Origin of the sequence: Kribbella caucasensis (assembly GCF_004361855.1) — a bacterium.
Taxonomy (GTDB): domain Bacteria; phylum Actinomycetota; class Actinomycetes; order Propionibacteriales; family Kribbellaceae; genus Kribbella; species Kribbella caucasensis.
In genome coordinates, this window is the sequence record NZ_SNWQ01000016.1 from 39,675 (window position 1) to 61,209 (window position 21,535).

The window sequence follows — 21,535 nt, forward strand, 5'->3', positions numbered from 1 at the left end:
CGATGTTATCCAGAAATCGGGAGGATTGGGGAGTCCGGGAAGGACCGGACCGGATCGGGGACCGCGAGACCGACCTCGTCACCTGGCTGGGGGGCGCGGCGACCCGGGACGCGCGCCATGAGACGCGCGGCAGTGTTGGGCAGGTTGAGCCGGACCATGGCATCCGGACCCTGGTAGGCGACCGATACCACGTGTGCCGTTGGGCCGGATGGATCGCCGAGTACGACTTGCTCGGGCCGTACCATCACCAGCACCTTCCCGGTGGCCGGCTCGGCGAGCTCGAGGGTGCCCAGGACACAGTCGACGATGCCGCCCGCGGCCTGCCCGGCCAGCAGCATCGTGTCGCCGAGGAAGCTGCCCACCTCGGGTGTGGCCGGGGCGTCGTACACCTCAGCGGGGCTGCCGATCTGTGCGATCCGGCCGTCGAAGATCACCGCTATCCTGTCGGCGAACGAGAGCGCCTCGGCCTGGTCGTGGGTCACCAGCACGGTGGTGGCGCCGCGTTGGGTGAGGGCGGTCAGCGTCGCTTCGCGGGTGGCGGCGCGCAGCGCGGTGTCGAGGGACGAGAACGGTTCGTCGAGCAGTACCACCGCAGGCTCGCGGGCCAGCGCCCGGGCCAGCGCGACCCGCTGCTGCTGGCCGCCGGACAACTGGTCGGGCCGGCGCCGCGCCAGGCTCGGGGAGAGTCCGACGAGTTCGAGCAGGGGGCCGACCTGAGTCGCTCGGCGGCGTTCGGCCCGGGGGAGACCGAACAGGATATTGCCGGTGACGTCGAGATGCGGGAACAGCGCGCCGTCCTGCCGGACGTAGCCGATCCCGCGCCGCTCCGGCGCGACCAACACCGGACCACCGGTGAGGACCTTGCCGTCCACCTCGATCCGGCCCTGCGCCGGCCGGACGAATCCGGCCAGCGCCCGCAGCAGCGTGGTCTTGCCGCTGCCGGAGGGGCCGAGTACGGCGACAGTGCCACCCGAGCTCACCTGCAGGCTGACCTGGTCGAGCACCGGCGGGCCGTCGTACCCGACCGTGAGGTCGCTGATCACGATGCCGCGGCTGGTCATCGCTGGTCCAGGATCTGCCGGCGTAGCAGCAGGGTAAGCGGCGCGGACAGGGCGATCATTGCCGCTGCGTACGGCGCACTCGCGACGTAATCGAGTTCGTCGCTGGCCGACCAGAACGCGGTCGCCAGCGTCTCTGTGCCGGTCGGGGCGAGCAGAAGGGTCGCTGTGAGCTCGGTGACGGTGGCGAGGAAGACCAGCACGAATCCGGTCAGCGCCGACGGCAGGACGAGTGGGAGAACCACGCGAGCGAAGGTACCCAAGCCGGACACTCCGAGCGAACGTGAGGCCTCGATCAGCTCGGTCGGCGCGGCGGCCAGGCCGGATCGCCATGCAACCATGGCCCGCGGCAGGAACAGCACGGTGTACGCCGTCACCGCGAGCGCAGCGGTCTGGTACACAGGCCGCGCCCACTGGACGGCGAGGGTCACGAGGGCCAACCCGATCACCACGCCGGGCAGGGCACTCGCGACGTAGGTCACCCGCTCGAGGACGGCCGCCAGCCGGGACGGGTACCGATGCAGCAACCAGGCGCCGGGCAGCGCGGCGAGGGTCGCCGCCAGTCCGGCCAGCACCGAAAGTCCGATGCTCGAACCAGTTGCCGCGAGCAACGGCCCGGCCTCCACCGCACCGCTGCTGATCGCCCGCGCCAGCCAGCGCACCACGATCGCCGCGGGGACCATGACTGCCAGCCCGACCAGTGCGGCGAGCGCGGCGAGCGCCGGCACCGTCCACGCCCCGAGCCGATGGGCCACCGGCCGCTGCCCGGATCCGGGGCCCAGGCGGGCGATCCGGGCGTGGCCACGCAGCGGCACCTCGACGACCAGGAAGCCAAGGCACAGCACGACGAGTACGGCGGCGAGCAGGCTGCCGGCGGCGTTGCTGAACCCGACCGCGAACTGCTGCAGGATCGCCGTCGTGAACGTCGGGTACTGCATCATCTGCAGCACGCCGAACTCCGCGAGCAGGTGGAGTGCTACCAGGAGCGCACCCCCGGCGACCGCAGGCCGCTGCAGTGGCACGACGACCCGCAGCATCGCACCCAGCCCTGTCAGACCGAGTGACCGTGCGGCGTCGAGGTGACCCTGGTCGAGCGCCCGGAGCAGTGCGGCAACCGGGAGGAAGACGAACGGGTAGTACGCCAGCGCGGTGACGAAGACCGCGCCTCCGAGTCCCTGGACCGATGGCAGCATCGAAGTCCAGGCGTAGCTGCTGACGAACGCGGGGATGGCGAGAGGGGTCAGCAGCAGGGTGCGCCAGATGCCGGGGCCTGGCAGTGTCGTCCGCTCCACCAACCAGGCGGCGCCGCACCCGAGCAGCACGGTTACAGGGACGGTGAGCGCCACCAGCAGCAGGGTGTTGCGGAGCAGTTCGGCGGTTCTCGGCCGGAACAGCAGCCGTGACGCCTCGGCAGAACCTGCCGATGTGGCCTGGCCGAAGACGACGAGCACCGGAGCCACTACCAGAGCGGCGAGCAGGATCGCGGCCAGCATGACGTACCAGGGCGTCCGGGTCGACCTGACCACGGGCACTGCGGCCGTCGGTTCGTCGTACCGGATGACCGCGTCGACGCGAAGGTCAGAGGATGCCGGCATCGGTCATCAGTGTGGTGACTTTGTCGGAGTTCAGCGTGAACGGATCGACCGGCGGCGCCTGCAGGGTGTTGAGCGGTGGCAGCGCGGGCGTGGAGGTGACTCCGGTACCGACCGCGTACTCCATCGACTGGGAATCGACGAGCACCTGCTGGCCGGCCTTGCTGGTCACGTACGCCAGGAACTTGCGCGCCTCGGCGGGTTTCTTCGACCCGGCCAGCACCGCCCCGCCGGACAGCGATACGAACGCGCCTGGGTCCTGGTTGCGGAAGTAGTGCAGCGCGGTGTTGCCGCTGCCTTCCTTGGTGCCGGCCTGGTCGCGGTACCAGTAGTAGTGATAGATCACGCCGCACGGGAGCTCGCCGGCGTTGACCGACTTCATGGTGGCGATGTTGTTCTGCAGCGCCCGGGCGTTGGTCTTCAGCCCGCCCAGCCAGTCCTTCGTCTTCTGCTCGCCCTGACCGGCGAGCATGCCGGCCACGATGGCCTGGAAGTCCGCACCACCGGGCGCGCAGCCCCAGCGGTCCTTCCACTCCGGTGCCGCGAGGTCCATCAGCGACTTCGGCAGGTCGGCCTTGGGGAGCTTGGACGGGTTGTAGACCAGTACCGTGGACCGGGCGGCGATCGCAGTCCAGGCCTTCGACGACGGGGTCAGGTTGGCCGGCACCTGGCGCCGGGTTTCCTCCTCGAGCGGCGCGAGCAGCTTGTTTCGCTCGACCAGGGTCATCGCCGGGCTGTTCTCGGTCAGGAACACGTCAGCGGGTGACGCAGAGCCTTCGGCCACGATCTGGTGACCCATCGAAGCGTCGTTCCCCTTGCGGATCTGCACCTTGATCCCGGTCGCGGCGGTGAACGCCTCCACCCACGCCTTGGTCAGGTTCTCGTGCTGTGCGGAGTACACCTGCAGCGAGCCGGGATCCGCGACGTACTCGCCGTCGGACTTGGATGACCCGCACCCCACCAGGCCCATCGTGCCCAGTGCCCCGAGGCCGGTCAGGAACGTGCGTCGACGCATGGTCGATCCTTTCTCGCAGGGTGCATCGTCGTGGCGCGACGACGGATCGGGGAGCCACCGGTCGGATCCGGCAACGGCAACCAGCGCAGCACGAAGGTGCTGGCGGCGCAGAACACGACGCCGGCGACGAGCGCGACGGCGAACTCGACAATCGGGTCGTCGAAGAGGGAGAGCACCTGGAACTGCACCAGGTAGATATGCAACGAGGCGGCGGCCAGTACGCCGAGCGGCCGGACGAGCAAGCCCGGGATCGGTGCGGCGGGCAGCAACGCCAGCACCGCGAGTCCGCACAGGATGATGAGGTTGCGCTCCCCGTCGGGGAAGAAGCCGATTGTCGCGACGGCAGCGACAACTGCCGTGACCGCGCTGCGTCGCCGAGTGCCGGCGACGGCCATCGCGATTCCGGCGACGAACAGCCAGGCCACCGTGCCGGGCAGACCCCGCACCGGGCCGTCGAACAACGCAGGCACCAGGTAGCGCGGCACCAGCAGTACGGCCAGCGCCACCATCGCCGTACGCCATGGGTCCAAGGAGTACGCCGCTCGCATCCGCGGCACCGCCAGCACAGCGGTGGTGAGTACGGACACCATCAGCAGGGCTTCGACGAACCAGAAGATGTTGATGTCCTGCGGTCGCACCAGCCAGTGCACCAAGGCCAGGTTCGACCAGTGGATCGATCGGAACCCGAACACCATCACGGCGGCCACGATCATGGCCGGTACGGCGATGGTGATCGCGGCCCGCGTGGTACGCCGTACCCGGTCGGCCGTTTCCGAGGCAGCGAGCACGTACCTGGCGAAGAGGAAACCGCCGGCCGCGAGCAGGATGTGGGCTCCGCCGGCCAGCCGGAACAGTCCGACGTGACTGCCGCAGATCGTGAGCACGGCCACGCCCCGCAGAACCACGGTCGTCTCGACCCGCTGGATCAGCGACCGCCGCGCCTGGCGACCGGGAGACAGCGCGACCAGTTCGCGCACCGGCCGATGGTGCCAGTCGGGCGGCAGAGTTCCGAGCAGCCGGGTCAGCTTGAGGGAGGCCGCGACGTGATTGAACGAATCGCCGCCGAGCTCGGCGAACGACCGGTCCGGGTCGATCGAGGCGTGGCCGACCAGCGGCGCAAGCACGCTCGTCACCGCCGCGAGCGAGTCGGTCGCTTCGCCGGCATCGTCGATCGCGTCCGTCGTGTGAAGGGCGGCGCAGGCTCGGCGGTCGGTCTTGCCGTTGGGCAGCACCGGGAGTTCGTCGAGGTCGCGGACAGAGACCACGGACACGCCTAGGCCGGCGGCCGATGCCGCCTGGTCGCGGACCGCTCCTGCCTGCCGTCCGCAGCGCTGGTAGGTGATCTGCAACTGCTCGTCGGTTCCGGTGACACAGCACACGACACCGTTGTCACGCAGGACCCGCTCGACCTGCCCGAGATCGATCCGGATCCCCATGATCTTCACGTGGTCGGACCGCCGCCCGACAATCCGGACCAGACCATCGCCGTCGATCCTGGCCAGATCGCCGGTGCGCAGTTCGGCGTGCATCCGGCCGAGTGCCAGGTCGTCGGCGTGTTCGGCGTACCCGAGCATCACGCCAGGGCCGCTGAAAACCAGTTCCCCGACCGGATCAGGGCCGACGGGCTGGTCGATGCCAGCGGTGTCGAGCCGGAAGGCCGAGCCGGCGATCGGCCACCCCACCGCATCGGGGTAGAGGTCGGCCAGCTCCGGTGGTAGGACCGCCATCCGCGCGGTCGCCTCGGTCTGGCCGTACATCACTGCCAGGTCCCAGCCGTTCGCGCGGCCGCGCGCGGCCAGCTCACTGACTCGTGCCGACGGCAGCGCGCCGCCCGCCTGGGCGAGCAGCCGCAACGACGGCAGGTCGTCCAGCACACCTTGTACGTCGAGAAGATCCGCCACGTGCGGCGTGGCGGGCAGCAGGGTGACGTGGTTCCGGCGTATCTCGGAACCGAAGGCCGGCTCGGTGACCGAGCCGGGCCACAGCACGGTGGTCGCGCCGGCCCGGAGTTGCGCGTGCAGGACGGACAGACCGAAGCAGTAGTGCAGCGGCAGCGAGGTGACCGCCCGATCCGCCGGAGTGATCGACAGCGCCGCAATGATGGCATCCGCGTTGCTGGTCAGGTTCGTGTGGCTGAGCCGAACCAGCTTGGGTGACCCTGTGCTGCCGGAGGTGCTGAGCAGGAGCGCGAGGTCGTGGTGCAGCAGGTGCCGCGGCTCAGTGCGGCCAGGTCCGTCGAAAGTGCCGTCCTCGCGGAGCCGCAGGTCCGGTGAATAGGCGGTTGTGATCGACGTGTGCTCGGACGGTGTGACCAACGCGACGTGCCCAGCCTGCAGCACAGCGAGGTAGGCGAGCACCAGGTCGCGCCGAGCGGCGAGCGGAACGTGCACAAGTCGTCGCCCGGCGTCGACGTCGGGCAACGTGGCGGCGAGCGCGTCGACCCGTTCGGCAAGCGCTCCGTAGCTGAGCGGGCCGATCGCGTCGATGAGAGCGGGACAGTGGGCATCGGCCGTGCCGGACACCAGGACCGCGGCAGAAGCCCGCCTGATGTAAGGCGGAAGCACATGGTGAGGCTAACCTAAGTCCTTGTGGGGGTCCAGTCGCAGCCGGTGGCCGGAATCGCTGTGTACACAGTGGATTTGACATCGTCGGACATCAGATGCTGTCCGATCCGACTCCACTCAGACCTTGCTGCGCAATCCGAGTAGCCGGCGCGCTGTGCCCGTCAGCGTTGCGATGCCGAGCAGGGCCGGTACCGCGATCGCGACGGGTAGTGCGCCGCCGGTGTCGAGGGTTTCGCGGCGCGAGACGGTGACGTGGACCGGTGGGCCGGCGACGAGGCGGCCGTTCTGTGGGATCAGTACGACGTAGACCGCGAAGCGACCGGGGTTGACGGCCTGGAACTCCCAGTCCACTGTGGCTTCTTCAGTCGGCACCGTTCGCGTGACGTCCTGCGACCAGTCCTCCAGGTCGACGTAGACGCCATCGAGACTGACCACGTTGAGGTGGGCGATTGCCGGCCCGGTCACCACGGATTCGACCGTGAGTGTCTGGCCGATGACGGCGGTCAGGTCGTCCTGGTTCATGGTGATCGTCGGGTCGGCGAGTGCGACGGTGGCGAGCAGGTTCAGCAGGTTCATCGGGGCCCCGCGGTGAGTCGGACGAGTCGTGGGCCGGCCGCGATCAGGACGCCGGTGACGATCACGGCGATAACGATCGGTGATGCCAGGTAGCTGAGGTCGTGTGTCCAGTCCCGGCGGCTGACGAGGATCTGGGAGACGTAGTGCAGCGAAGACCCGATCGGGTTGACGCGGGTGATCACCTCGCCGACTCCGGTCTTCGGTAGGGCGGGCAGTTGGGTCGGGGCGAACAGCACGAGAAGCAGCAGTAATCCCCAAGCCAGGCTGGTTTTGTTGGAGTTCGTCACCGCGCTGATGAGCAGGCTGATCCCACCAAGGCCGGTCGCGACCAAGGTGCCGACGGTCAGGGCAAGGAGCGCTGCCTGTACGGCGCCCGCCACGCCTCGACCGAGGACCCACAGGTAGGGGAGCGTGACGACGAGGCAGGCCAGCCAGATTGTCGATGCCGCCGCGAGTTTGCCGACGACGATCGCGCGGCGCGACACCGGTGTGAGCAGCAGGCCCTCGAAGGTGCCGCGTTCGCGTTCACCGCTGATCGCGTCCGCGCTGACCACGACCGTGAGCAATACGCCGACCGCCAGCCCGACCTGGACGATGAGGTTGACCGCTTCGCGCTGCTCGAGGAAATTCATCGCCTGGTTGGTCGCGGCCAGGTAGGTCATCGCGCTGAGCAACACACTGAAGCCGAACACCAGCGCGGGTCCTCGTCCGCCCACCCAGAGGTCCCGGCTCTCCTGCTCGGCGACAACGGTCCACCTAGACATGACGCGCCTCCTCGGTGAGGTTGAGGAACGCAGCGCTCAGGCTTCCGGCGCCGGCCACGACCTTGTCGATCGGTCCGGCGGCGCGGAGCCTGCCGCGGTCGAGGATCAGCACGCTGGTGCAGACCTGCTCGACCTCGGTCAGCGTGTGCGTCGACAGCACCACGGTGGCGCCCCGCCCGATCTCGCCGATGGTGGCCAGGATCTCCCGCTGGCCGGCCGGGTCCAGGCCGAGCGTCGGCTCGTCGAGGAACACGACCGCGGGATCGTTGATCAAGGCCCGGGCGATACCGAGTCGTTGCTTCATGCCCCGGCTGTACGTCGAGATCCGAGCGCCCGCGCGATCGCTGAGACCGACGTCGGTGAGCAACCGATCGGCCACGCCGCGTGCGTCGTGCCGACTGCGGCCGAACAGGCGGGCCGCATAGCGGAGGTACTCGCCGCCGGTCTGCCTTGCTGGATAGCCGGCACTCTCGGGCAGAACGCCGATGCGTTGCCGGATCCGATCCGGCTGATCGCCCGGGATGCCCGCCACGGTGAAGGTCCCGCCGGTGGGTTCGAGGATCGTGGTGAGCAGGCGAATCGTGGTTGTCTTCCCGGCGCCGTTCGGGCCGAGTAGGCCGATCACCTCGCCCTGGTCCGCGGCGAACGTGAGTCCGTCGAGGGCGTTGCGCGCGCCGTACCGCTTGCTGAGGCCGATCGCCTCGATGGTCGTCATACGGCCGACGGTAGGACCGCGGGGCTGAATGCTCGCTGAACGGTGCATTCAGCCCGTATTCAGCCACAATGAAGGAGGATCGTGCAGGGAGGTGGCGGATGCGGGCTTTGGTGGTGGAGGACGAGCCGCGGCTCGCTACCGGCCTGCGGAGCGGGCTGGAGGCGGAGGGGTATGCCGTCGACGTCGCCCTGACTGGCACGGATGGGTTGTGGTTCGCGCGTGAGCACGGGTACGACGTCGTGCTGCTGGATGTGATGTTGCCGGAGATCGACGGGTTCGAGATCTGCGCGACGTTGCGAGCCGAGCGGGTGTGGACGCCGATTCTGATGCTGACAGCAAGAGATGCCGACACCGACCAGGTCCGGGCACTGGACACCGGCGCGGACGACTACCTCACCAAGCCGTTCTCGTACGCCGTGCTGATCGCGCGGTTGCGAGCCCTGGTACGGCGGGGTGCCGCAGAACGACCGGCGGTGCTGGATGCCGGTGAGCTCCGGCTTGATCCGGCCTCGCGACGTGCTTGGCGTGGTGAGGCCGAGTTGGTGCTGACTGCGCGGGAGCTTTCGCTGCTGGAGTTCCTGATCCGCCGGTGCGGTCAGGTGGTGTCGAAGCGGATGATTCTGGATCACGTCTGGGACTACGACTTCGAGGGCGATCCGAACATCGTCGAGGTCTACATCCGCCGCCTACGCACCAAGCTGGGGGACGAGTCGATCACCACGGTGCGCGGCGCGGGCTATCGGTTGGCGACATGCGGATCCGAGTGACGCTGGCCGCCGTACTGGTCGTGGGACTGGCTCTCGTGGCTGGCGCGTTCGTGCTGGTGACGCTGCTCGGCTCGGTTCTGACGGCTCAGGTCTGTGCGGACGTTCGTGACCGGGCGGCGGAGTTGTCGGCCTCCGCCGTACGAGCGTCGTCGACAAGCAGCGAGCTCGTGCAGATGATCGACCGGTCCGGCGTCGTGGTGGGCGGCTCGGACACGGGCAGGTTCGCTTCGCCTGGCAGGGATTGCGTCAACCTGGAGCCTCCTGGGTATGCGGAGGATTACGTGTTTGCGGCGGCCGCGGTGGAGTCGGGTGGTGAGGTGATTGTGGGGCGGCCGCTGGTCGACGTACTGGACTCGACCCGGTTCGTGAGCCGGGTGCTGGTGGTCGGGGTGCCGGTGATGATGCTGATCGTCGGCGGGGTGACATGGGTGGTGACCGGGCGCGTGCTCGCGCCGGTGAGCGCGATCCGGCGTGAAGTGGACGAGATCTCCGCCACCGAGTTGCATCGCCGGGTTCCCGCCGTACGTCGGGACGAGATCGGGTTGCTCGCGCGGACGATGAACCGGATGCTCGATCGCCTTCAGCGCTCGCACGAGAGCCGGCAGCGGTTCGTCGCGGATGCGTCGCACGAATTGCGGTCCCCGATCGCGGCGATCCGCCAGCATGCCGAGGTTGCGCAGGCACACCCCGACAGCACGACCGTGGACGAGTTGGCCACCACTGTCCTGGCCGAGGACCTGCGCATGCAGCACCTTGTCGACGACCTCCTACTGCTGGCGCGTTCCGACGAGGAACACACCGAACCTCCGCGTACGCCGGTCGATCTGGACGACCTGGTCTTCGCGGAGGCCGAGCGGTTGCGCACAGCAACCAATCTGACGATCGACAGTACGGCGGTCTCGGCCGGCCAGGTGCGCGGCGACGAGACCGCGCTGGCCCGGATGATTCACAATCTCGCCGACAACGCTGCCCGGTACGCCCGCAGCCGGATCACGTTCGCGTTGACCGAGGAGGAGGGCGCCGTCGTACTCACGATCTCCGACGACGGCCCGGGGATCCCGGTGGAGGACCGAACGCGGGTCTTCGACCGCTTCGTCCGCCTCACTCCGGCCCGCTCCCGCGACACCGGCGGCACCGGCCTCGGCTTGGCCATCGTCGCCGAAGTCGTCAATCGCCACCACGGCAGCATCAGGAACATCAGCGGCGCCACGTTCGAGGCTCGCCTCCCGAGCGCCGACGTCGACCGTTGATCGAGCTGCGGCCGAAGCCCGGCCGCGGTACGGCCTCCGCAAGGGGTACCGAGGCCGCTTCGCCACGTACATCCCGCCACCAGTCGTGCACGACCGGGTCAGCTTCGTCGTACCGCCCGGTGGGATGACCGCGTTCGTCGGCCCGTCCGGCGCTGGCAAGACCACCGTCTTCTCGCTGATCGAGCGCTTCTACGAACCCGACAGCGGCCGCGTGCTGGTCGACGGGCTCGACGTACAGGCCTGGCCGCTGGACGATCTGCGGGATGCGATCGGGTACGTCGAACAGGACGCCCCAGTGTTGTCCGGCACTCTGCGCGAGAACCTGTTGTTCGGCGCCCCCGAAGCCGGTGAGGACCAACTCGAGCAAGTGCTGCGTACCACTCGGCTGACGTCGATGGTCGAAGCGTTGCCCGACGGCCTGGACACCACTGTGGGGCACCGCGGCATGAAGCTGTCTGGTGGTGAGCGGCAACGCGTCGCCATCGCCCGGGCGCTGCTGCGGCGACCACGCCTGCTGCTACTGGACGAGGCGACCTCACAACTCGACGCGGTCAACGAGGCCGCGCTGCGCGACACGATCGCCGACGCGGCCCGCACCACCACCGTGCTCGTGGTAGCCCACCGGCTGTCCACGGTGACGCTCGCCGACCGGATCATCGTCATGGACGCCGGCCGCGTGTGCGCAACCGGCACCCACCGCGAGCTGGTCGCCGCCAACCCCCTGGACGCAGAACTCGCGGCCACCCAGTTCCTGGCCACCGCGGGCGCTCCGGGCACTTAGCGGGTCTGGGCTCAGCGGCAGCCGTTCCAGCGTGAATCCGAGCCGTCGGGCGGGGACCAGGTCCTTTCCGTTGCCGTGCAGATGCTCGCCATTCGGAGCGGGAACGCTGATGACCTCAGCTCGCGGGATCGTCCAGCGTGAGTTGGTGGCGGTGGAAGTCGAAGTGCTGCGTCGGGAAATGGTAGACGTCGGCCAGCGTCATGTAGTCCTTGAAGAAGGGATCCCACCGGGTCGGGTAGTGCATGCCGCGGGCGAGGTCAGCGTCGGTCTCTGCGTCGAGTCGGCGGTGGAGCTTGTCGATGACGTGATCGAACATCACCACCATGCGATCTGTGCTGAGTGTGTTCCCGCCGAGGTAGGAGCCGAGGAAGTTCACTGCATCAAAAGGTCTCGTCCCGGCGTTCAGCAGCCATGCGTAGGCATGGCTGGCACCTCGAGGTAGCCGTCCGAAGACCCGGACGAGTCTCAACAGCGCCCGGATGATCAGGTAGCCGAGCAGCATGTGAAACAGAAGTTGCCGGTTGTTCCAGCGCGTGCCGGTCGACGGCCTGCGGAGATCTTCCTCGTCCGCCTGCTCCACGAGTCGACGGAAGGCCAGTCGGGCCTGCTCCATCTCGTCATGGATCGGGCCTTTGTCCATGTCAGCCTGGCCCGTCAGGGTTGAAGGTGCGAAATCCTCTAGGAGGTACTTCGCCCGCGTGGAGCGCCATGTTGTCGAGTCGTGCGAACGCCATCCCGAACAGGCTGGTCATGAAGGCAGCGTAAGACACACTCCAGCTCCGTCACAGCTCCGTGAGACGTTGGCAAGCGACGATCACGGGCGACAACCGTTGACAGGTAAAACCGCAGGTCAGGGCCGCATTTCGGCAATCTGGCCGGCATGCCCCGTGAGCCTGGAAAACGCGCAGCGCCGGCTCGTGTGCGCGAGGGGCCAGGATCACACCAGTGGTGGCTCTCAAAGACCCTGCAGGTGCTGGGTCTCGTTCAGAGACACAACCTGATGGCTGTAGTGGGTGTCGTTGCGGAGCAGGGTGGTGATACTGCCTGACGTCAGGGGAAAGAAGGCCCGGTCTGTCGACGTCATCGGCATGCCGATCCAGGCAGCAATCAGATAGCTCGATGCGGACCCGTGAGACACCACTATCTGGTTCGCGACTGGTCGACGGAGGATGTCATCGAGGGCGGGGTACAGGCGTTCGACCAATGCCATTCGTGTCTCCGCACCAGCTGGTCCGTCGTGGTGGCCGAGTCGATCGCCGTATTCCGGAAGTGGGATGCGGTGCTCGGCGAGCCACGCTTGGGGACGTCCGTCAGCCTCACCGTTGGACCTCTCGCGAAGCCGCGCATCAGTCTGAACGTCGACGGAGAACCTCCGAGCAATTCGCTCTGCCGTATGACTGGCTCGGTTCAGATCAGAGGAGTAGATGTCGACCGGCTGGAGTCCGATCCTGCTCGCCAGGACCTCGGCGATGCGATCGGCTTGCAGGCGCCCACGGGCTGTCAGATCTGAGTCGTGCCAGCCTCCAACGATGCCGTCAACGTGATGCTGTGCCTCGGGATGCGTGACGAGGTAGATGTGTCTCACTGCCCTCCTTCGACCCACCTTTGCAGGCTCCGAGCCTCTCACGAGTCAGCACGGCCAAGGCGAGGACATCGAGACCTTTGCCAACGCCTGCGGCCTGAATTCCGGGAGGCGGTGTCGGATGGGGGCCGTTGTGTTCGTAGCAGGAGTGAGCGGCCGCCCACGAGGGCGCCGCACCGTACTCAAGGAGAGCATCATGACCGCTACCTACACCTTCGACATCTTCTCCAGCCTCGACGGCTACGGCTCCTACAACGGCGGCGACTGGGGCGGTTACTGGGGCAAGCAGGGCCCCGAGTTTCTCGACCGCCGCCTCGCCTTGTACGGCGAGGATCAGCGGATGGTGCTCGGGGCCAACACCTATCGGCAGTTCGTGCAGGTGCTCGGCCCGAGCCCCGAGGAGGCCAAGGTGGACAACCCGGTGAACACGCGGCTGATGAGCCTGCCGACAACGGTGGTGTCGAGCACACTGGAAGGACCCCTTGACTGGCCGGACGCGACCCTCGTGAGCGGCGACGCCGTCGACGTGGTCGCCCGGCTCAAGGAGGAGTCCGGGGTGCCGTTGCGCTCGCACGGCAGCCTGTCGCTGAACCGGGCCCTGATGGCCGCCGGTCTGGTCGACCGCGTCCAGGTGACGCTCTTCCCGGTGATCACCGGCCAGACCGGAGTGGACCCGATCTTCCAGGGTGCGGCCGACTTCGACCTCGAGCTGCTCGAGAGCCGGACGCTCGACGGCAACATCCAAGAGCTCATCTACCGGCCCACCCTGCATATCTGAGCTGGCGGTCAGGTGAGTTCCTCGGAGAGGGAGATGATGATTTGTTGGGGGCCTCGGAGGTAGCAGAGGCGGTAGGTGTTTTCGTATTGGGCGATCTCGCCGATGAGTTTGGCGCCGTGGGGTTGCAGGCGGGCGACAGTGTCCTCGATGTCGTCGACGCAGAACATGATGCGGCGGATGCCCAGGGTGTTCGCCGGTGCGTTCGGCTCGGTGGTGGAAGCCGTCGGGGTGCGGAACTTCGTCAGCTCGATCTGGCCGTGGCCGTCCGGGGTCCGTAGGAAGGCGACGTCGACTCGGACGTCGTCGAGCCCGACGACGCTGTCCACCCAAGGTCCCTCGGCCGGCCCCTCGCCGACCAGTTCCATAACGAGTTCGAGAAAGAACGCGGTCGCGGCCTTGAGGTCGTCGACAACGACGCCGACGTGGTCCATTCGCTTGATCGTCACGCTGGTCTCTCCTTCAAGAGTCAAGGGCACGGTGGCCGCATCTACCCCGGGGACGGAGCCGCCAAGCCGTTCTCGACATGCAGCGGCTGGTCGATCAGTTGGTGGCTCGCGTCCAGCGGCGGATCGCGTCGATCCGTTGGACCAAAGCGGTTCGCGCACGTTCGCCGTACGGACCGGTGCTGTGGACCTGATGGCGATTCGCCGAGCGGCCAAAGGGGGTTGACGTCGATCCCGGTCGGGCGGTTCATTGCGAGGGTGACCGTGACGGAGTCATACGTTGAGCGGCCGCCGTTGCCGGGGTTGGCGGGAGTGGTGAGGACGGTGTGGATCCAGCGCACCGGCGAAGCGGCGTACGTGCAACGGCACCTGCCTACGGGTGGGGTCGAGATCCACTTCCCGATCGGTGGCCGTCCCCAGCTGGTTGGTCCGCTGACCGGTCCGGAGATTGAGGTCATTCCGGCGCACACCACCATCGTGGGTGTCCGGTTCCTACCGGGGACCGCGCCGCCCCTTCCGACGGTGCTCGATGACCTGGTGGACCAGCGCCTGGGCCTGGCGGAGCTGTGGCGAAGTTCGGCGGACCGCCTCGTGGAGCTGATGGCCCAGGCCGGTACGCCCGAGCGGGCACTCATGTTCTTGCAGAGCCACCTCCTGCGCGAGTTTCGAAGTACGGTCCGCGTGGATCCGCTGGTGGGCGAAGCCGTGAAGGCGCTGATGCCCTGGCAGCCGGTCAACATCGACACCCTCGCCGGCCACCTGGCTCTGTCCGCGAGCCAACTGCGCCGCCGCTGCCTGCACGCGGTTGGGGTGAGTCCCAAGGTCCTCCAGCGGACGTTGCGATTTCAGGGATTTCTCGCGCTGGCTCAGGCCGGCGCCACGGCAACGGGTCGGCGTGGAGCGGACGGCGTGGCGGGACTGGCGATTGATGCGGGGTACGCCGACCAGGCGCACCTCAGCCGCGAATGCCTCCGCCTGACCGGCCTCACCCCACGCCAACTCCTCGGCGGCGACATCGACCGGTGCACCTGCGGCCATGACCACTCCGCCTCCTACCAGCCCTTCCTCGCCATCCGCAACAGGCTGCCCGTACGAGTCTGAGCCTGCGCGATTCGTTCAAGACCCCGCCGTCACGCCGACCCTAGTGTCGAACCCATGTCCGACCTGACCGAGTTCGGCAATTCACTCGACGGCGAGTTGTTCAGCCCTGATTCCCCGGGCTACGCAGCGATCCGCCGACCGGTCAACCTCGCGTACCGGGAGGTCCGTCCCCGGCTCGTGGTTCTGTGCCGCTCGGTATCGGACGTCGTTGCCGCCATCAAGTACGCGACAGCCACGGGGGAGCGCCTCGTCCCTCGCGGCGGCGGGCACTGCTTCGCGGGCCGATCGTCCACGGACGGGATCGTGCTCGACCTGTCCGGCCTCGACGACATCTCCATCGCAGACGACCAGATCGCCACGATCGGCGCCGGTGCCCGCCTGAACCAGGTGTACGCGGGGCTCCACGCCTACGGCCGGACCCTGCCGGCCGGATGCGGTCCCACCGTCGGCATCACAGGCCTCACCGTCGGAGGCGGGATCGGTCTACTCGGGCGCAAGCACGGGCTGACCTGCGATCGCCTCGTCGGCGCGCAGGTCGTACTCGCGGACGGCAGCGTTGTGGACTGCGACGACGACCACGAACCAGACCTGTTCTGGGGTCTGCGCGGCGCTGGCGGCGGCCAATTCGGTGTGGTCACGTCACTGCAGTTCGACACCGTCCCTGAGCCGATGACCACCCGCATCGAGGCGCACTGGTCGGACCCCGCTCTCGAGGAACTGGTCTCGGCCTGGCAAGCCTGGGCACCGGACGCCCCCGACGAACTCACCGTCAACCTCACCCTCGTGTCCGAGCCCGGCGCACCTGTCCAGACCACCCTCTTCGGCGCCTCCAACCTCGACGAGGGATCGACCCGGGAACTGCTGCAGGAGTTCAGTAAGCGGACGCGCGTGGCCCCGACGACCATCGAGTTGCGCGCCGGCCTGCCCTTCCACCACCTCAAGAGCACCTTTGCCGAGCCACACGACGTACCGGAACGCGTCGTACGGTTCCGGTCGGAGTTCTTCTCCCAGTCGATGGCCCCCGGCACCCTCGCATCACTTTTGACCAAGCTCGGCGAGCCAAGGACCAACGGCCGACGGGAGCTCACGTTCACCGTGATGGGCGGCGCCTACAACTGGGTCGCCGAGGACGCCACCGCGTTCGCCCATCGCAGCGAACGCTTCCTGCTCGAACACATCGCCGAGGCAGCCGATCCTTGGGTCGACGAGTCCTGGGCGATCGCCCACGCCGATGGGTCAGGACGTGTCTACCCCAACTTCCCCGACCCGGCGCTGGACGACTGCGCCGCGGCGTACCACGCGGGCAACTATCCGCGGTTGGCAGCGATCAAGCAGGCCTACGACCCGTACCGGTTCTTCGATTTCCCCCAAGCCATCTGATCAACAACGAAGGAACGACATGAGCAAGGTCATCAGTGCCCACGCCGTCTCGGTCGACGGCTACATCAGCGGTCGCACACCCGACGGCGAGGAGGAGTTCGGACGCGGTCTCGGCGACGCGCCCATGCTGTTCGACTGGTACTTCGACGGGGACACGCCGAGCCAGGTTTTCGACGGGTTCAAGCTCAGTGAGCCGAGCGCCCGGTTCTTCGACACCCTCGCGGCACGAGTGGGGGCGTCTGTCGCGGGGCGCACCACCTACGAGCACTCCAGCCATTTCGGCGGCGGTGGTCCGCACCCGACGGCGCCACTCTTCGTCGTGAGCCGCGGGCCCGTGCCCGAGATCAGCGAGAGGCAGACGCTCGTCACCACCGGCATCGAGGACGCCATCGCAGCGGCTCGGGAGGCGGCCGGCGACAAGGAAGTCAGCCTGATGGGTGGCGGTCTGGCCACCGAGGCGCTCAAGGCGGGGCTCGTCGATGAACTCGTCCTACACCAGGTGCCGATCCTGCTGGGCGGCGGCCACAGCTTCTTCCGTGAGCTGCCCGAGCACGTGAACCTCCGGCTGCTGGAGGCCATCCCGGCACCCGGCGTGACCCACCTGCACTACGAGGTGGTCCGATGATCCTCGTCACCGGAGGGCTGGGCATGATCGGCGCCCACACCGCCCGCGCGCTGATCGACCTCGGACAGGAGGTTGTCGTCACGTCCCACCGCCGGGCCGAGGTCCCGTCGTTCCTCGCCGGCAAGGTCACCGTGGAAGCCCTCGACGTCACCGACCGGGACGCCTTCCTCGCCCTCGCCGATCGCCACGACATCAGCGGCATCGTCCACCTCGCCGGCTCCATCCCCGACGACCCGGTCAGCTACTTCCGCACAGACCTGACTGGCCTGCTCAACGCGCTGGACGCCGCCCGCACCTGGGGCGTGCGCCGGTTCGCCGTCGCCAGCAGCCTCGGCGTGTACATCGGCCGGACCGAGATCCCCTGGCACGAGGACCTCGCGCTGCCCACCGCGGATCTGCCGCACCTGATCATCGCCTTCAAGAAGGCCGTCGAGCCACTCACCACGCACAGCCTCCAGGGCAGCGGCGTCCAGCCAGTGGTGCTCCGGATCGGGACCATCTGGGGACCGCTCGTCGACCCGGAATCACCGTTCTTCTACATTCCGCCCTACATCAGCGCCGTGCTCCGTGGTGAGAAGCCGCAGCCGTTGTACGCCGATGACGGTGGTGACTGTTGCTACGCACCTGACGCCGGGCGCGCGATCGCCCTCCTGATGACCACCGAGAACCTGCGGCACGACACCTACAACGTCTCCAGCGGCCGGCCGTTCACCAACCGCGAGTTCGCGGACGCCCTGCAGGCGATCACCCCCGGCTTGCGGCTCGACCTCCTGCCCGGGCGGCAGGCCGGCCCCGGCGGCAACCCATACCTCGACACCACCCGGCTCACCCAGGACACCGGCTTCGCACCCAACTTCGACGTAGCCAAGGCAGTCGCCGACTACGTCGCCTGGCGCGCCAAGTACCCCCGCTGAAGGGCTCAGTTGGCAGCAGCGCCGAACCACTTCGGTAGGTAGGTGAGCAGCTCTTGCTGGTCTTCGCCGACCCATGCCACGTGGCCGTCCGGCCGCAGGAGCACCGCGGGTACGTCGAGTTCCTCGCTGACGTCGACGACGTGGTCGACCCGATCTGCCCAGCCTTCCACCGAGTGCCGGCCGGTTTGGTCGAGGAGTAGCCCGCGGCCACTATGCATCAGCTCGAACAGCCGTCCCCGCTTCAGCTCCACGTCCCGCATCCGCCGGCCGAGCAGTTCATGGCCCTCGCCGAAGTCGTAGCGGATGCCGATCCCGGTGATCCTCTCGATCAGGTACCGGTGCACGTCCTCGAAGTCCATCAGCTCCGACACCAACCGGCGTACTGCCTGGGGGCCCGGCTCGGGGGACATCAGCTCCATCTGCGCGCGGGTGAACTCCAGCACGTCGGCGGCCACAGGGCGCCGCTCGGACTCATAGGTGTCGAGCAGGCCTTCCGGTGCCCAGCCGTTGATCTCGGCGGCCAGCTTCCAGCCGAGGTTGAACGCGTCCTGGACGCCGAGGTTGAGCCCCTGCCCGCCGACCGGCGGGTGGATGTGTGCCGCGTCGCCGGCCAGCAGCACGCGGCCGGTCCGGTAGCTGTCGGCCAGCCGGGTGGCGTCGCCGAAGCGGGACAGCCAACGCGGCGAGTGCACGCCGAAGTCGGTGCCGGCGTACACCTGCAGTTGCTGCTTGATCTCGTCGAGGGTCGGCGGAACCGTGCGGTCCTCGGCAACCCCGTCGGCCGGTACGCCGACGCGGTACACCCCGTCCCCGAGCGGCATGGCGCCGAACGCCTTCACCGTCTTACGGACTTCGGTGATGACCTCGTCCAGCGTCTCCACCGGCACGCCCACCTCCATCTCACCCAGCAGCCACTCCTGCCTGGCGGGCTCGCCGGGGAAGTCGATGCCGATCAGCTTGCGCACCGTACTGCGGCCGCCGTCGCAGCCGACCAGGTAGCGCGAGCGCAGCCGCGTGCCGTCGGCCAGTTCGACGGTCACCCCGTCGTCGTCCTGGCTCAGCCCGACCAGTTCGCACTCACGGCGGATCTCGGTGCCGAGCTCGATGGCGTGCTCGGTCAGCAGCCGCTCGGTGACGGGCTGCATGATGCCGAAAATGTATGGGTGTGTAGTGTCCAGCCGCACCGGCGTGGGCTTGCTGATTCCGGCGAAGAAGCCGCCGATCGGGTACTGCGTGCTGAGCGGGACGAACCGCTCCAGCAGACCGCGCTGCTCCATCACCTCGATGGTGCGCACGTGTATGCCGGTCGCGCGGGCAACCTTGGTCGGCCCGGCGTCCTTCTCCAGTACGACGACCTGTACGCCCTGCAGCCGCAACTCGCTCGCCAGCCACACGCCGGTCGGTCCGCCACCGGCAACAATCACGTCAATCATGAAGACCCCGATTCACTGATTTCCGCAGGTTCTGCCTTCGGCTGGCGATTCTCCAGCACGACCCCGGGCTTGCCGCAAGGCCCCCCGTGCGCTATATGTTGAGTGTGGCAAGGAGTTTGTACTCTCCTTGCCTTTCCTTTTGCCGTACTAAAGTGAACCGGTGACCTCTCCACCGGAAGATCGCCCGTCAGTGATCAGTGAAGACGACCGCGACGCGGCCGTACGGCGCCTGCAGGAGGCGTACGTAGAAGGGCACGTCTCGCACGAGGAGATGGACGAACACCTCCACCAGGTGCTGACCGCCAAGACGCACAGCCAACTCGCGTCGGCCCTGGCCTCGCTCCCGGCGGAGAGTCCTGGCACCACCTCGACGATTGCCGCCGCCAGCGGGCGGATCCAGCGGCGGGGCGCTTGGCGGGTACCTCGGACCGTCAAGGTCGAGTCCGCATTCGGCCGGGTGCAGCTGGACCTGTCCCGAGCGATCATCGAGCATCCGGTCGTCGACATCGAGCTGCAACTCGGCACCGGAAGGGCCAAGATCACGGTCCCGCGCGACGCGATCGTCGACTTCGAGGATCTGCGCACCGGCTGGAAACCCACGCTGTACAAGCCCTCGCGCCACGCCGGCTCCGGCTCAGGCGGCCCAACGATCCGGATCTCCGGTGCCATTGGGTTCGGCCGGTTGAAGATCCGCCACGCCCGCCGCTGACACGACCTGTCAGCGACGCGACCCGGCGTGCGTTGCTCGTAAGGAAGGCTTGTCGATCTTGCCGACCGCGTTCTTGGCGATGGACTCGACGACGACGTACGAGCTCGGGCGCTTGTAGCCGCTGAGGTGTCGGGCGCAGAGTGCTTTGAGCGCCGCGGGATCGACCGTCGAGTCCGGTCGTGGCTGGACGTAGGCGACGACCACCTCGCCCCACTTGTCGTCGGGTACGCCGATCACGGCTGCCTCGAGCACTGACGGGTCGGCCGCCAAAACGTCCTCGATCTCCTTGGGGTAGATGTTCTCTCCACCGCGGATGATGATGTCCTTCGATCGTCCGACCAAGGTCAGGTAGCCATCGACGTCGAGGTGGCCGATATCGCCGGTATGCAGCCAGCCGTCGACGATGACTTCGGCCGTTTCCTCGGGACGGCCGAGATAACCGCGCATGACATTGGGACCACGTACGACGACCTCACCGTCGACGCCCGGCGCCTGCTCGACGCCGTCCTCGTCGACGATGCGGATCTCCTGCCCCGGAAAGGGAAGCCCGACCGTTCCGGCCCGTCGAGGGCCCGCGATCGGATTGATGGTGGAGCCGCAGGTTCCTTCGGACAGCCCGTATGCCTCGATGAGTGGGAACCCGTACCGAGCCTCGAACCGGGTCAGCAACTCGGCCGTGGCAGGTGCCGCGCCGCAGACTCCGAAGCGCAGCGACGACGTGTCCGGCTGAACCCCGTCCGGGAGAGCGGCAAGCATGCCGTAGATCGTCGGCACCGCGCTGAAGAAGGTCGGGCGCACGGACTCGACAAGGTCGAAGAAGGTCTGCGGATTGAAGCGGTCGGCGATCACGACGCTCGCTCCGGCGAGCAAAGGCATCAGGACGCTCACCAGAATGCCGTTGACGTGGAAGAGCGGCAGGATCAGCAGGCAGCGATCCGCCGGCCCGACCTGCAGCGACTCGCGCCCCATCTCAGCCATGGCGAGGAGATTGGCGTGGTCGAGCATCACGCCCTTGGGTACGCCGGTCGTACCGCTGGTGTAGATCAGGAGGGCCAGCGTGGACGAGTCGATCTGCGGTTCTTCAGCCGTCCCCACTGTGGACAGATCACCGACGACAAGTGTGGTGATGCCGTCGAGCGGAGCGCCGTCATCTTCGACCACCATCAACCGCGCGCCGGAGTCGTCGAGCTGTCGTGCGACCTCGTTGTCGGTGAGGCTCGGGTTGATCGGTGTGACAGTCGCGCCGAGCCGCCAGGTGGCGAACAGCAGAACAACGAACTCGATGCGATTGGTCAGCTTGAGAGCCACGACATCACCAGGACGAATGCCGAGGCCTTGGAGGTGCGAAGCTGCCGCGCGGACACGGTCCAGCAACTGCGCGTTGGTGAGCGACTGAGCTCTGTCGGCGACCGCGGGCCCGTCCGGGTCGAGGTCGGCGCGGCGGTCGGGGAGAGAAGCGAAGTTCATGGCGAGGGAACCTGTCTTGGC

At 67.9% G+C, this 21,535-nt stretch carries 21 protein-coding genes; 9 read left to right on the plus strand and 12 right to left on the minus strand.

Going from position 1 to position 21,535, the window contains the following annotated elements; all coding sequences use genetic code 11:
- Window positions 1–5: 5 nt before the first annotated feature.
- From EV643_RS28920 to EV643_RS28950, 7 genes are all read right to left on the minus strand, one after another.
- Window positions 6–1,061: an ABC transporter ATP-binding protein gene (locus EV643_RS28920; protein ID WP_133803325.1), complete on the minus strand. Its 1,056-nt coding sequence runs from the start codon at window positions 1,059–1,061 to the stop codon at window positions 6–8.
- Window positions 1,058–2,653 carry an ABC transporter permease gene (locus EV643_RS28925; RefSeq protein WP_133803326.1) on the minus strand — a complete coding sequence of 532 codons (1,596 nt, stop codon included), beginning with the start codon at window positions 2,651–2,653 and terminating at the stop codon, window positions 1,058–1,060. The genes EV643_RS28920 and EV643_RS28925 overlap by 4 nt, the downstream gene beginning before the upstream one ends.
- Window positions 2,637–3,665, minus strand: a complete 1,029-nt coding sequence (locus EV643_RS28930) for an iron ABC transporter substrate-binding protein (RefSeq protein WP_133803327.1) — start codon at window positions 3,663–3,665, stop codon at window positions 2,637–2,639. The genes EV643_RS28925 and EV643_RS28930 overlap by 17 nt, the downstream gene beginning before the upstream one ends.
- Window positions 3,644–6,229, minus strand: coding sequence for an AMP-binding protein (locus tag EV643_RS28935; protein ID WP_133803328.1), 2,586 nt, complete (start codon window positions 6,227–6,229; stop codon window positions 3,644–3,646). Before EV643_RS28935 ends, EV643_RS28930 begins: the two co-directional genes overlap by 22 nt.
- Before the next feature lie 117 nt (window positions 6,230–6,346).
- The gene (locus tag EV643_RS28940) at window positions 6,347–6,805 is read right to left on the minus strand and encodes a hypothetical protein (protein WP_133803329.1); all 459 of its coding nucleotides are present in this window, start codon (window positions 6,803–6,805) and stop codon (window positions 6,347–6,349) included.
- Window positions 6,802–7,569, minus strand: coding sequence for an ABC transporter permease (locus tag EV643_RS28945; RefSeq protein WP_133803330.1), 768 nt, complete (start codon window positions 7,567–7,569; stop codon window positions 6,802–6,804). Before EV643_RS28945 ends, EV643_RS28940 begins: the two co-directional genes overlap by 4 nt.
- Entirely contained in the window at window positions 7,562–8,284 is a 723-nt protein-coding gene (locus tag EV643_RS28950; RefSeq protein ID WP_133803331.1) for an ABC transporter ATP-binding protein, read from the minus strand. Before EV643_RS28950 ends, EV643_RS28945 begins: the two co-directional genes overlap by 8 nt.
- Before the next feature lie 98 nt (window positions 8,285–8,382).
- On the opposite strand from EV643_RS28950, the gene EV643_RS28955 reads away from it, so the two are divergent.
- From EV643_RS28955 to EV643_RS28965, 3 genes are all read left to right on the plus strand, one after another.
- Window positions 8,383–9,051 (plus strand): response regulator transcription factor, encoded by a 669-nt coding sequence (locus EV643_RS28955; RefSeq protein WP_133803332.1) that lies wholly within the window; start codon window positions 8,383–8,385, stop codon window positions 9,049–9,051.
- Window positions 9,036–10,301, plus strand: a complete 1,266-nt coding sequence (locus EV643_RS28960) for a sensor histidine kinase (RefSeq protein ID WP_133803333.1) — start codon at window positions 9,036–9,038, stop codon at window positions 10,299–10,301. The genes EV643_RS28955 and EV643_RS28960 overlap by 16 nt, the downstream gene beginning before the upstream one ends.
- A gap of 85 nt (window positions 10,302–10,386) precedes the next feature.
- A complete protein-coding gene (locus tag EV643_RS28965; RefSeq protein WP_202869798.1) occupies window positions 10,387–11,082 on the plus strand; it encodes an ABC transporter ATP-binding protein in 696 nt (231 codons plus the stop codon).
- Between the two features lie 115 nt (window positions 11,083–11,197).
- On the opposite strand, the gene EV643_RS28970 is transcribed toward EV643_RS28965, so the two are convergent.
- Both EV643_RS28970 and EV643_RS28975 read right to left on the minus strand, forming a co-directional pair.
- Window positions 11,198–11,722: a DinB family protein gene (locus EV643_RS28970; RefSeq protein WP_133803334.1), complete on the minus strand. Its 525-nt coding sequence runs from the start codon at window positions 11,720–11,722 to the stop codon at window positions 11,198–11,200.
- Window positions 11,723–12,037: 315 nt separating this feature from the next.
- The gene (locus EV643_RS28975; RefSeq protein ID WP_370452399.1) at window positions 12,038–12,709 is read right to left on the minus strand and encodes a histidine phosphatase family protein; all 672 of its coding nucleotides are present in this window, start codon (window positions 12,707–12,709) and stop codon (window positions 12,038–12,040) included.
- 151 nt (window positions 12,710–12,860) lie between these two features.
- On the opposite strand from EV643_RS28975, the gene EV643_RS28980 reads away from it, so the two are divergent.
- Entirely contained in the window at window positions 12,861–13,442 is a 582-nt protein-coding gene (locus tag EV643_RS28980) for a dihydrofolate reductase family protein (protein ID WP_133803336.1), read from the plus strand.
- Window positions 13,443–13,450: 8 nt separating this feature from the next.
- Here EV643_RS28980 and EV643_RS28985 read toward each other — a convergent pair whose 3' ends face one another.
- Entirely contained in the window at window positions 13,451–13,888 is a 438-nt protein-coding gene (locus EV643_RS28985) for a VOC family protein (protein WP_202869799.1), read from the minus strand.
- A 261-nt stretch (window positions 13,889–14,149) separates the two neighbouring features.
- On the opposite strand from EV643_RS28985, the gene EV643_RS28990 reads away from it, so the two are divergent.
- From EV643_RS28990 to EV643_RS29005, 4 genes are read left to right on the plus strand one after another with little or no spacing between them, the layout of a single operon-like run.
- A complete protein-coding gene (locus EV643_RS28990; protein ID WP_133803337.1) occupies window positions 14,150–14,986 on the plus strand; it encodes a helix-turn-helix domain-containing protein in 837 nt (278 codons plus the stop codon).
- A gap of 54 nt (window positions 14,987–15,040) precedes the next feature.
- Window positions 15,041–16,366, plus strand: a complete 1,326-nt coding sequence (locus tag EV643_RS28995; RefSeq protein WP_133803338.1) for an FAD-binding oxidoreductase — start codon at window positions 15,041–15,043, stop codon at window positions 16,364–16,366.
- A gap of 19 nt (window positions 16,367–16,385) precedes the next feature.
- Window positions 16,386–16,991 (plus strand): dihydrofolate reductase family protein, encoded by a 606-nt coding sequence (locus EV643_RS29000; RefSeq protein WP_133803339.1) that lies wholly within the window; start codon window positions 16,386–16,388, stop codon window positions 16,989–16,991.
- On the plus strand, window positions 16,988–17,905 hold the full coding sequence (locus EV643_RS29005; protein ID WP_133803340.1) for an NAD-dependent epimerase/dehydratase family protein: 918 nt from the start codon (window positions 16,988–16,990) through the stop codon (window positions 17,903–17,905). Before EV643_RS29000 ends, EV643_RS29005 begins: the two co-directional genes overlap by 4 nt.
- A 5-nt stretch (window positions 17,906–17,910) precedes the next feature.
- On the opposite strand, the gene rox is transcribed toward EV643_RS29005, so the two are convergent.
- Window positions 17,911–19,338 carry a rifampin monooxygenase gene (gene rox / locus EV643_RS29010; RefSeq protein WP_133803341.1) on the minus strand — a complete coding sequence of 476 codons (1,428 nt, stop codon included), beginning with the start codon at window positions 19,336–19,338 and terminating at the stop codon, window positions 17,911–17,913.
- A gap of 160 nt (window positions 19,339–19,498) precedes the next feature.
- Between rox and EV643_RS29015 the strand changes: the two genes are divergently transcribed.
- Window positions 19,499–20,047, plus strand: coding sequence for a DUF1707 SHOCT-like domain-containing protein (locus EV643_RS29015; protein ID WP_133803342.1), 549 nt, complete (start codon window positions 19,499–19,501; stop codon window positions 20,045–20,047).
- A gap of 9 nt (window positions 20,048–20,056) precedes the next feature.
- Here EV643_RS29015 and EV643_RS29020 read toward each other — a convergent pair whose 3' ends face one another.
- Complete coding sequence (locus tag EV643_RS29020; RefSeq protein WP_133803343.1) at window positions 20,057–21,514, minus strand: class I adenylate-forming enzyme family protein; 1,458 nt, start codon at window positions 21,512–21,514, stop codon at window positions 20,057–20,059.
- Window positions 21,515–21,535: the final 21 nt, after the last annotated feature.

Excerpts from the sequence above, each read along its gene's own strand:
- EV643_RS28920 (WP_133803325.1), bottom strand. The coding sequence starts at position 1,061 with ATGACCAGCCGCGGCATCGTGATCAGCGACCTCACGGTCGGGTACGAC.
- EV643_RS28925 (WP_133803326.1), bottom strand. The coding sequence starts at position 2,653 with ATGCCGGCATCCTCTGACCTTCGCGTCGACGCGGTCATCCGGTACGAC.
- EV643_RS28930 (WP_133803327.1), bottom strand. The coding sequence starts at position 3,665 with ATGCGTCGACGCACGTTCCTGACCGGCCTCGGGGCACTGGGCACGATG.
- EV643_RS28940 (WP_133803329.1), bottom strand. The coding sequence starts at position 6,805 with ATGAACCTGCTGAACCTGCTCGCCACCGTCGCACTCGCCGACCCGACG.
- EV643_RS28945 (WP_133803330.1), bottom strand. The coding sequence starts at position 7,569 with ATGTCTAGGTGGACCGTTGTCGCCGAGCAGGAGAGCCGGGACCTCTGG.
- EV643_RS28950 (WP_133803331.1), bottom strand. The coding sequence starts at position 8,284 with ATGACGACCATCGAGGCGATCGGCCTCAGCAAGCGGTACGGCGCGCGC.
- EV643_RS28955 (WP_133803332.1), top strand. The coding sequence starts at position 8,383 with ATGCGGGCTTTGGTGGTGGAGGACGAGCCGCGGCTCGCTACCGGCCTG.
- EV643_RS28960 (WP_133803333.1), top strand. The coding sequence starts at position 9,036 with ATGCGGATCCGAGTGACGCTGGCCGCCGTACTGGTCGTGGGACTGGCT.
- EV643_RS28970 (WP_133803334.1), bottom strand. The coding sequence starts at position 11,722 with ATGGACAAAGGCCCGATCCATGACGAGATGGAGCAGGCCCGACTGGCC.
- EV643_RS28980 (WP_133803336.1), top strand. The coding sequence starts at position 12,861 with ATGACCGCTACCTACACCTTCGACATCTTCTCCAGCCTCGACGGCTAC.
- EV643_RS28995 (WP_133803338.1), top strand. The coding sequence starts at position 15,041 with ATGTCCGACCTGACCGAGTTCGGCAATTCACTCGACGGCGAGTTGTTC.
- EV643_RS29000 (WP_133803339.1), top strand. The coding sequence starts at position 16,386 with ATGAGCAAGGTCATCAGTGCCCACGCCGTCTCGGTCGACGGCTACATC.
- EV643_RS29005 (WP_133803340.1), top strand. The coding sequence starts at position 16,988 with ATGATCCTCGTCACCGGAGGGCTGGGCATGATCGGCGCCCACACCGCC.
- rox (WP_133803341.1), bottom strand. The coding sequence starts at position 19,338 with ATGATTGACGTGATTGTTGCCGGTGGCGGACCGACCGGCGTGTGGCTG.
- EV643_RS29020 (WP_133803343.1), bottom strand. The coding sequence starts at position 21,514 with ATGAACTTCGCTTCTCTCCCCGACCGCCGCGCCGACCTCGACCCGGAC.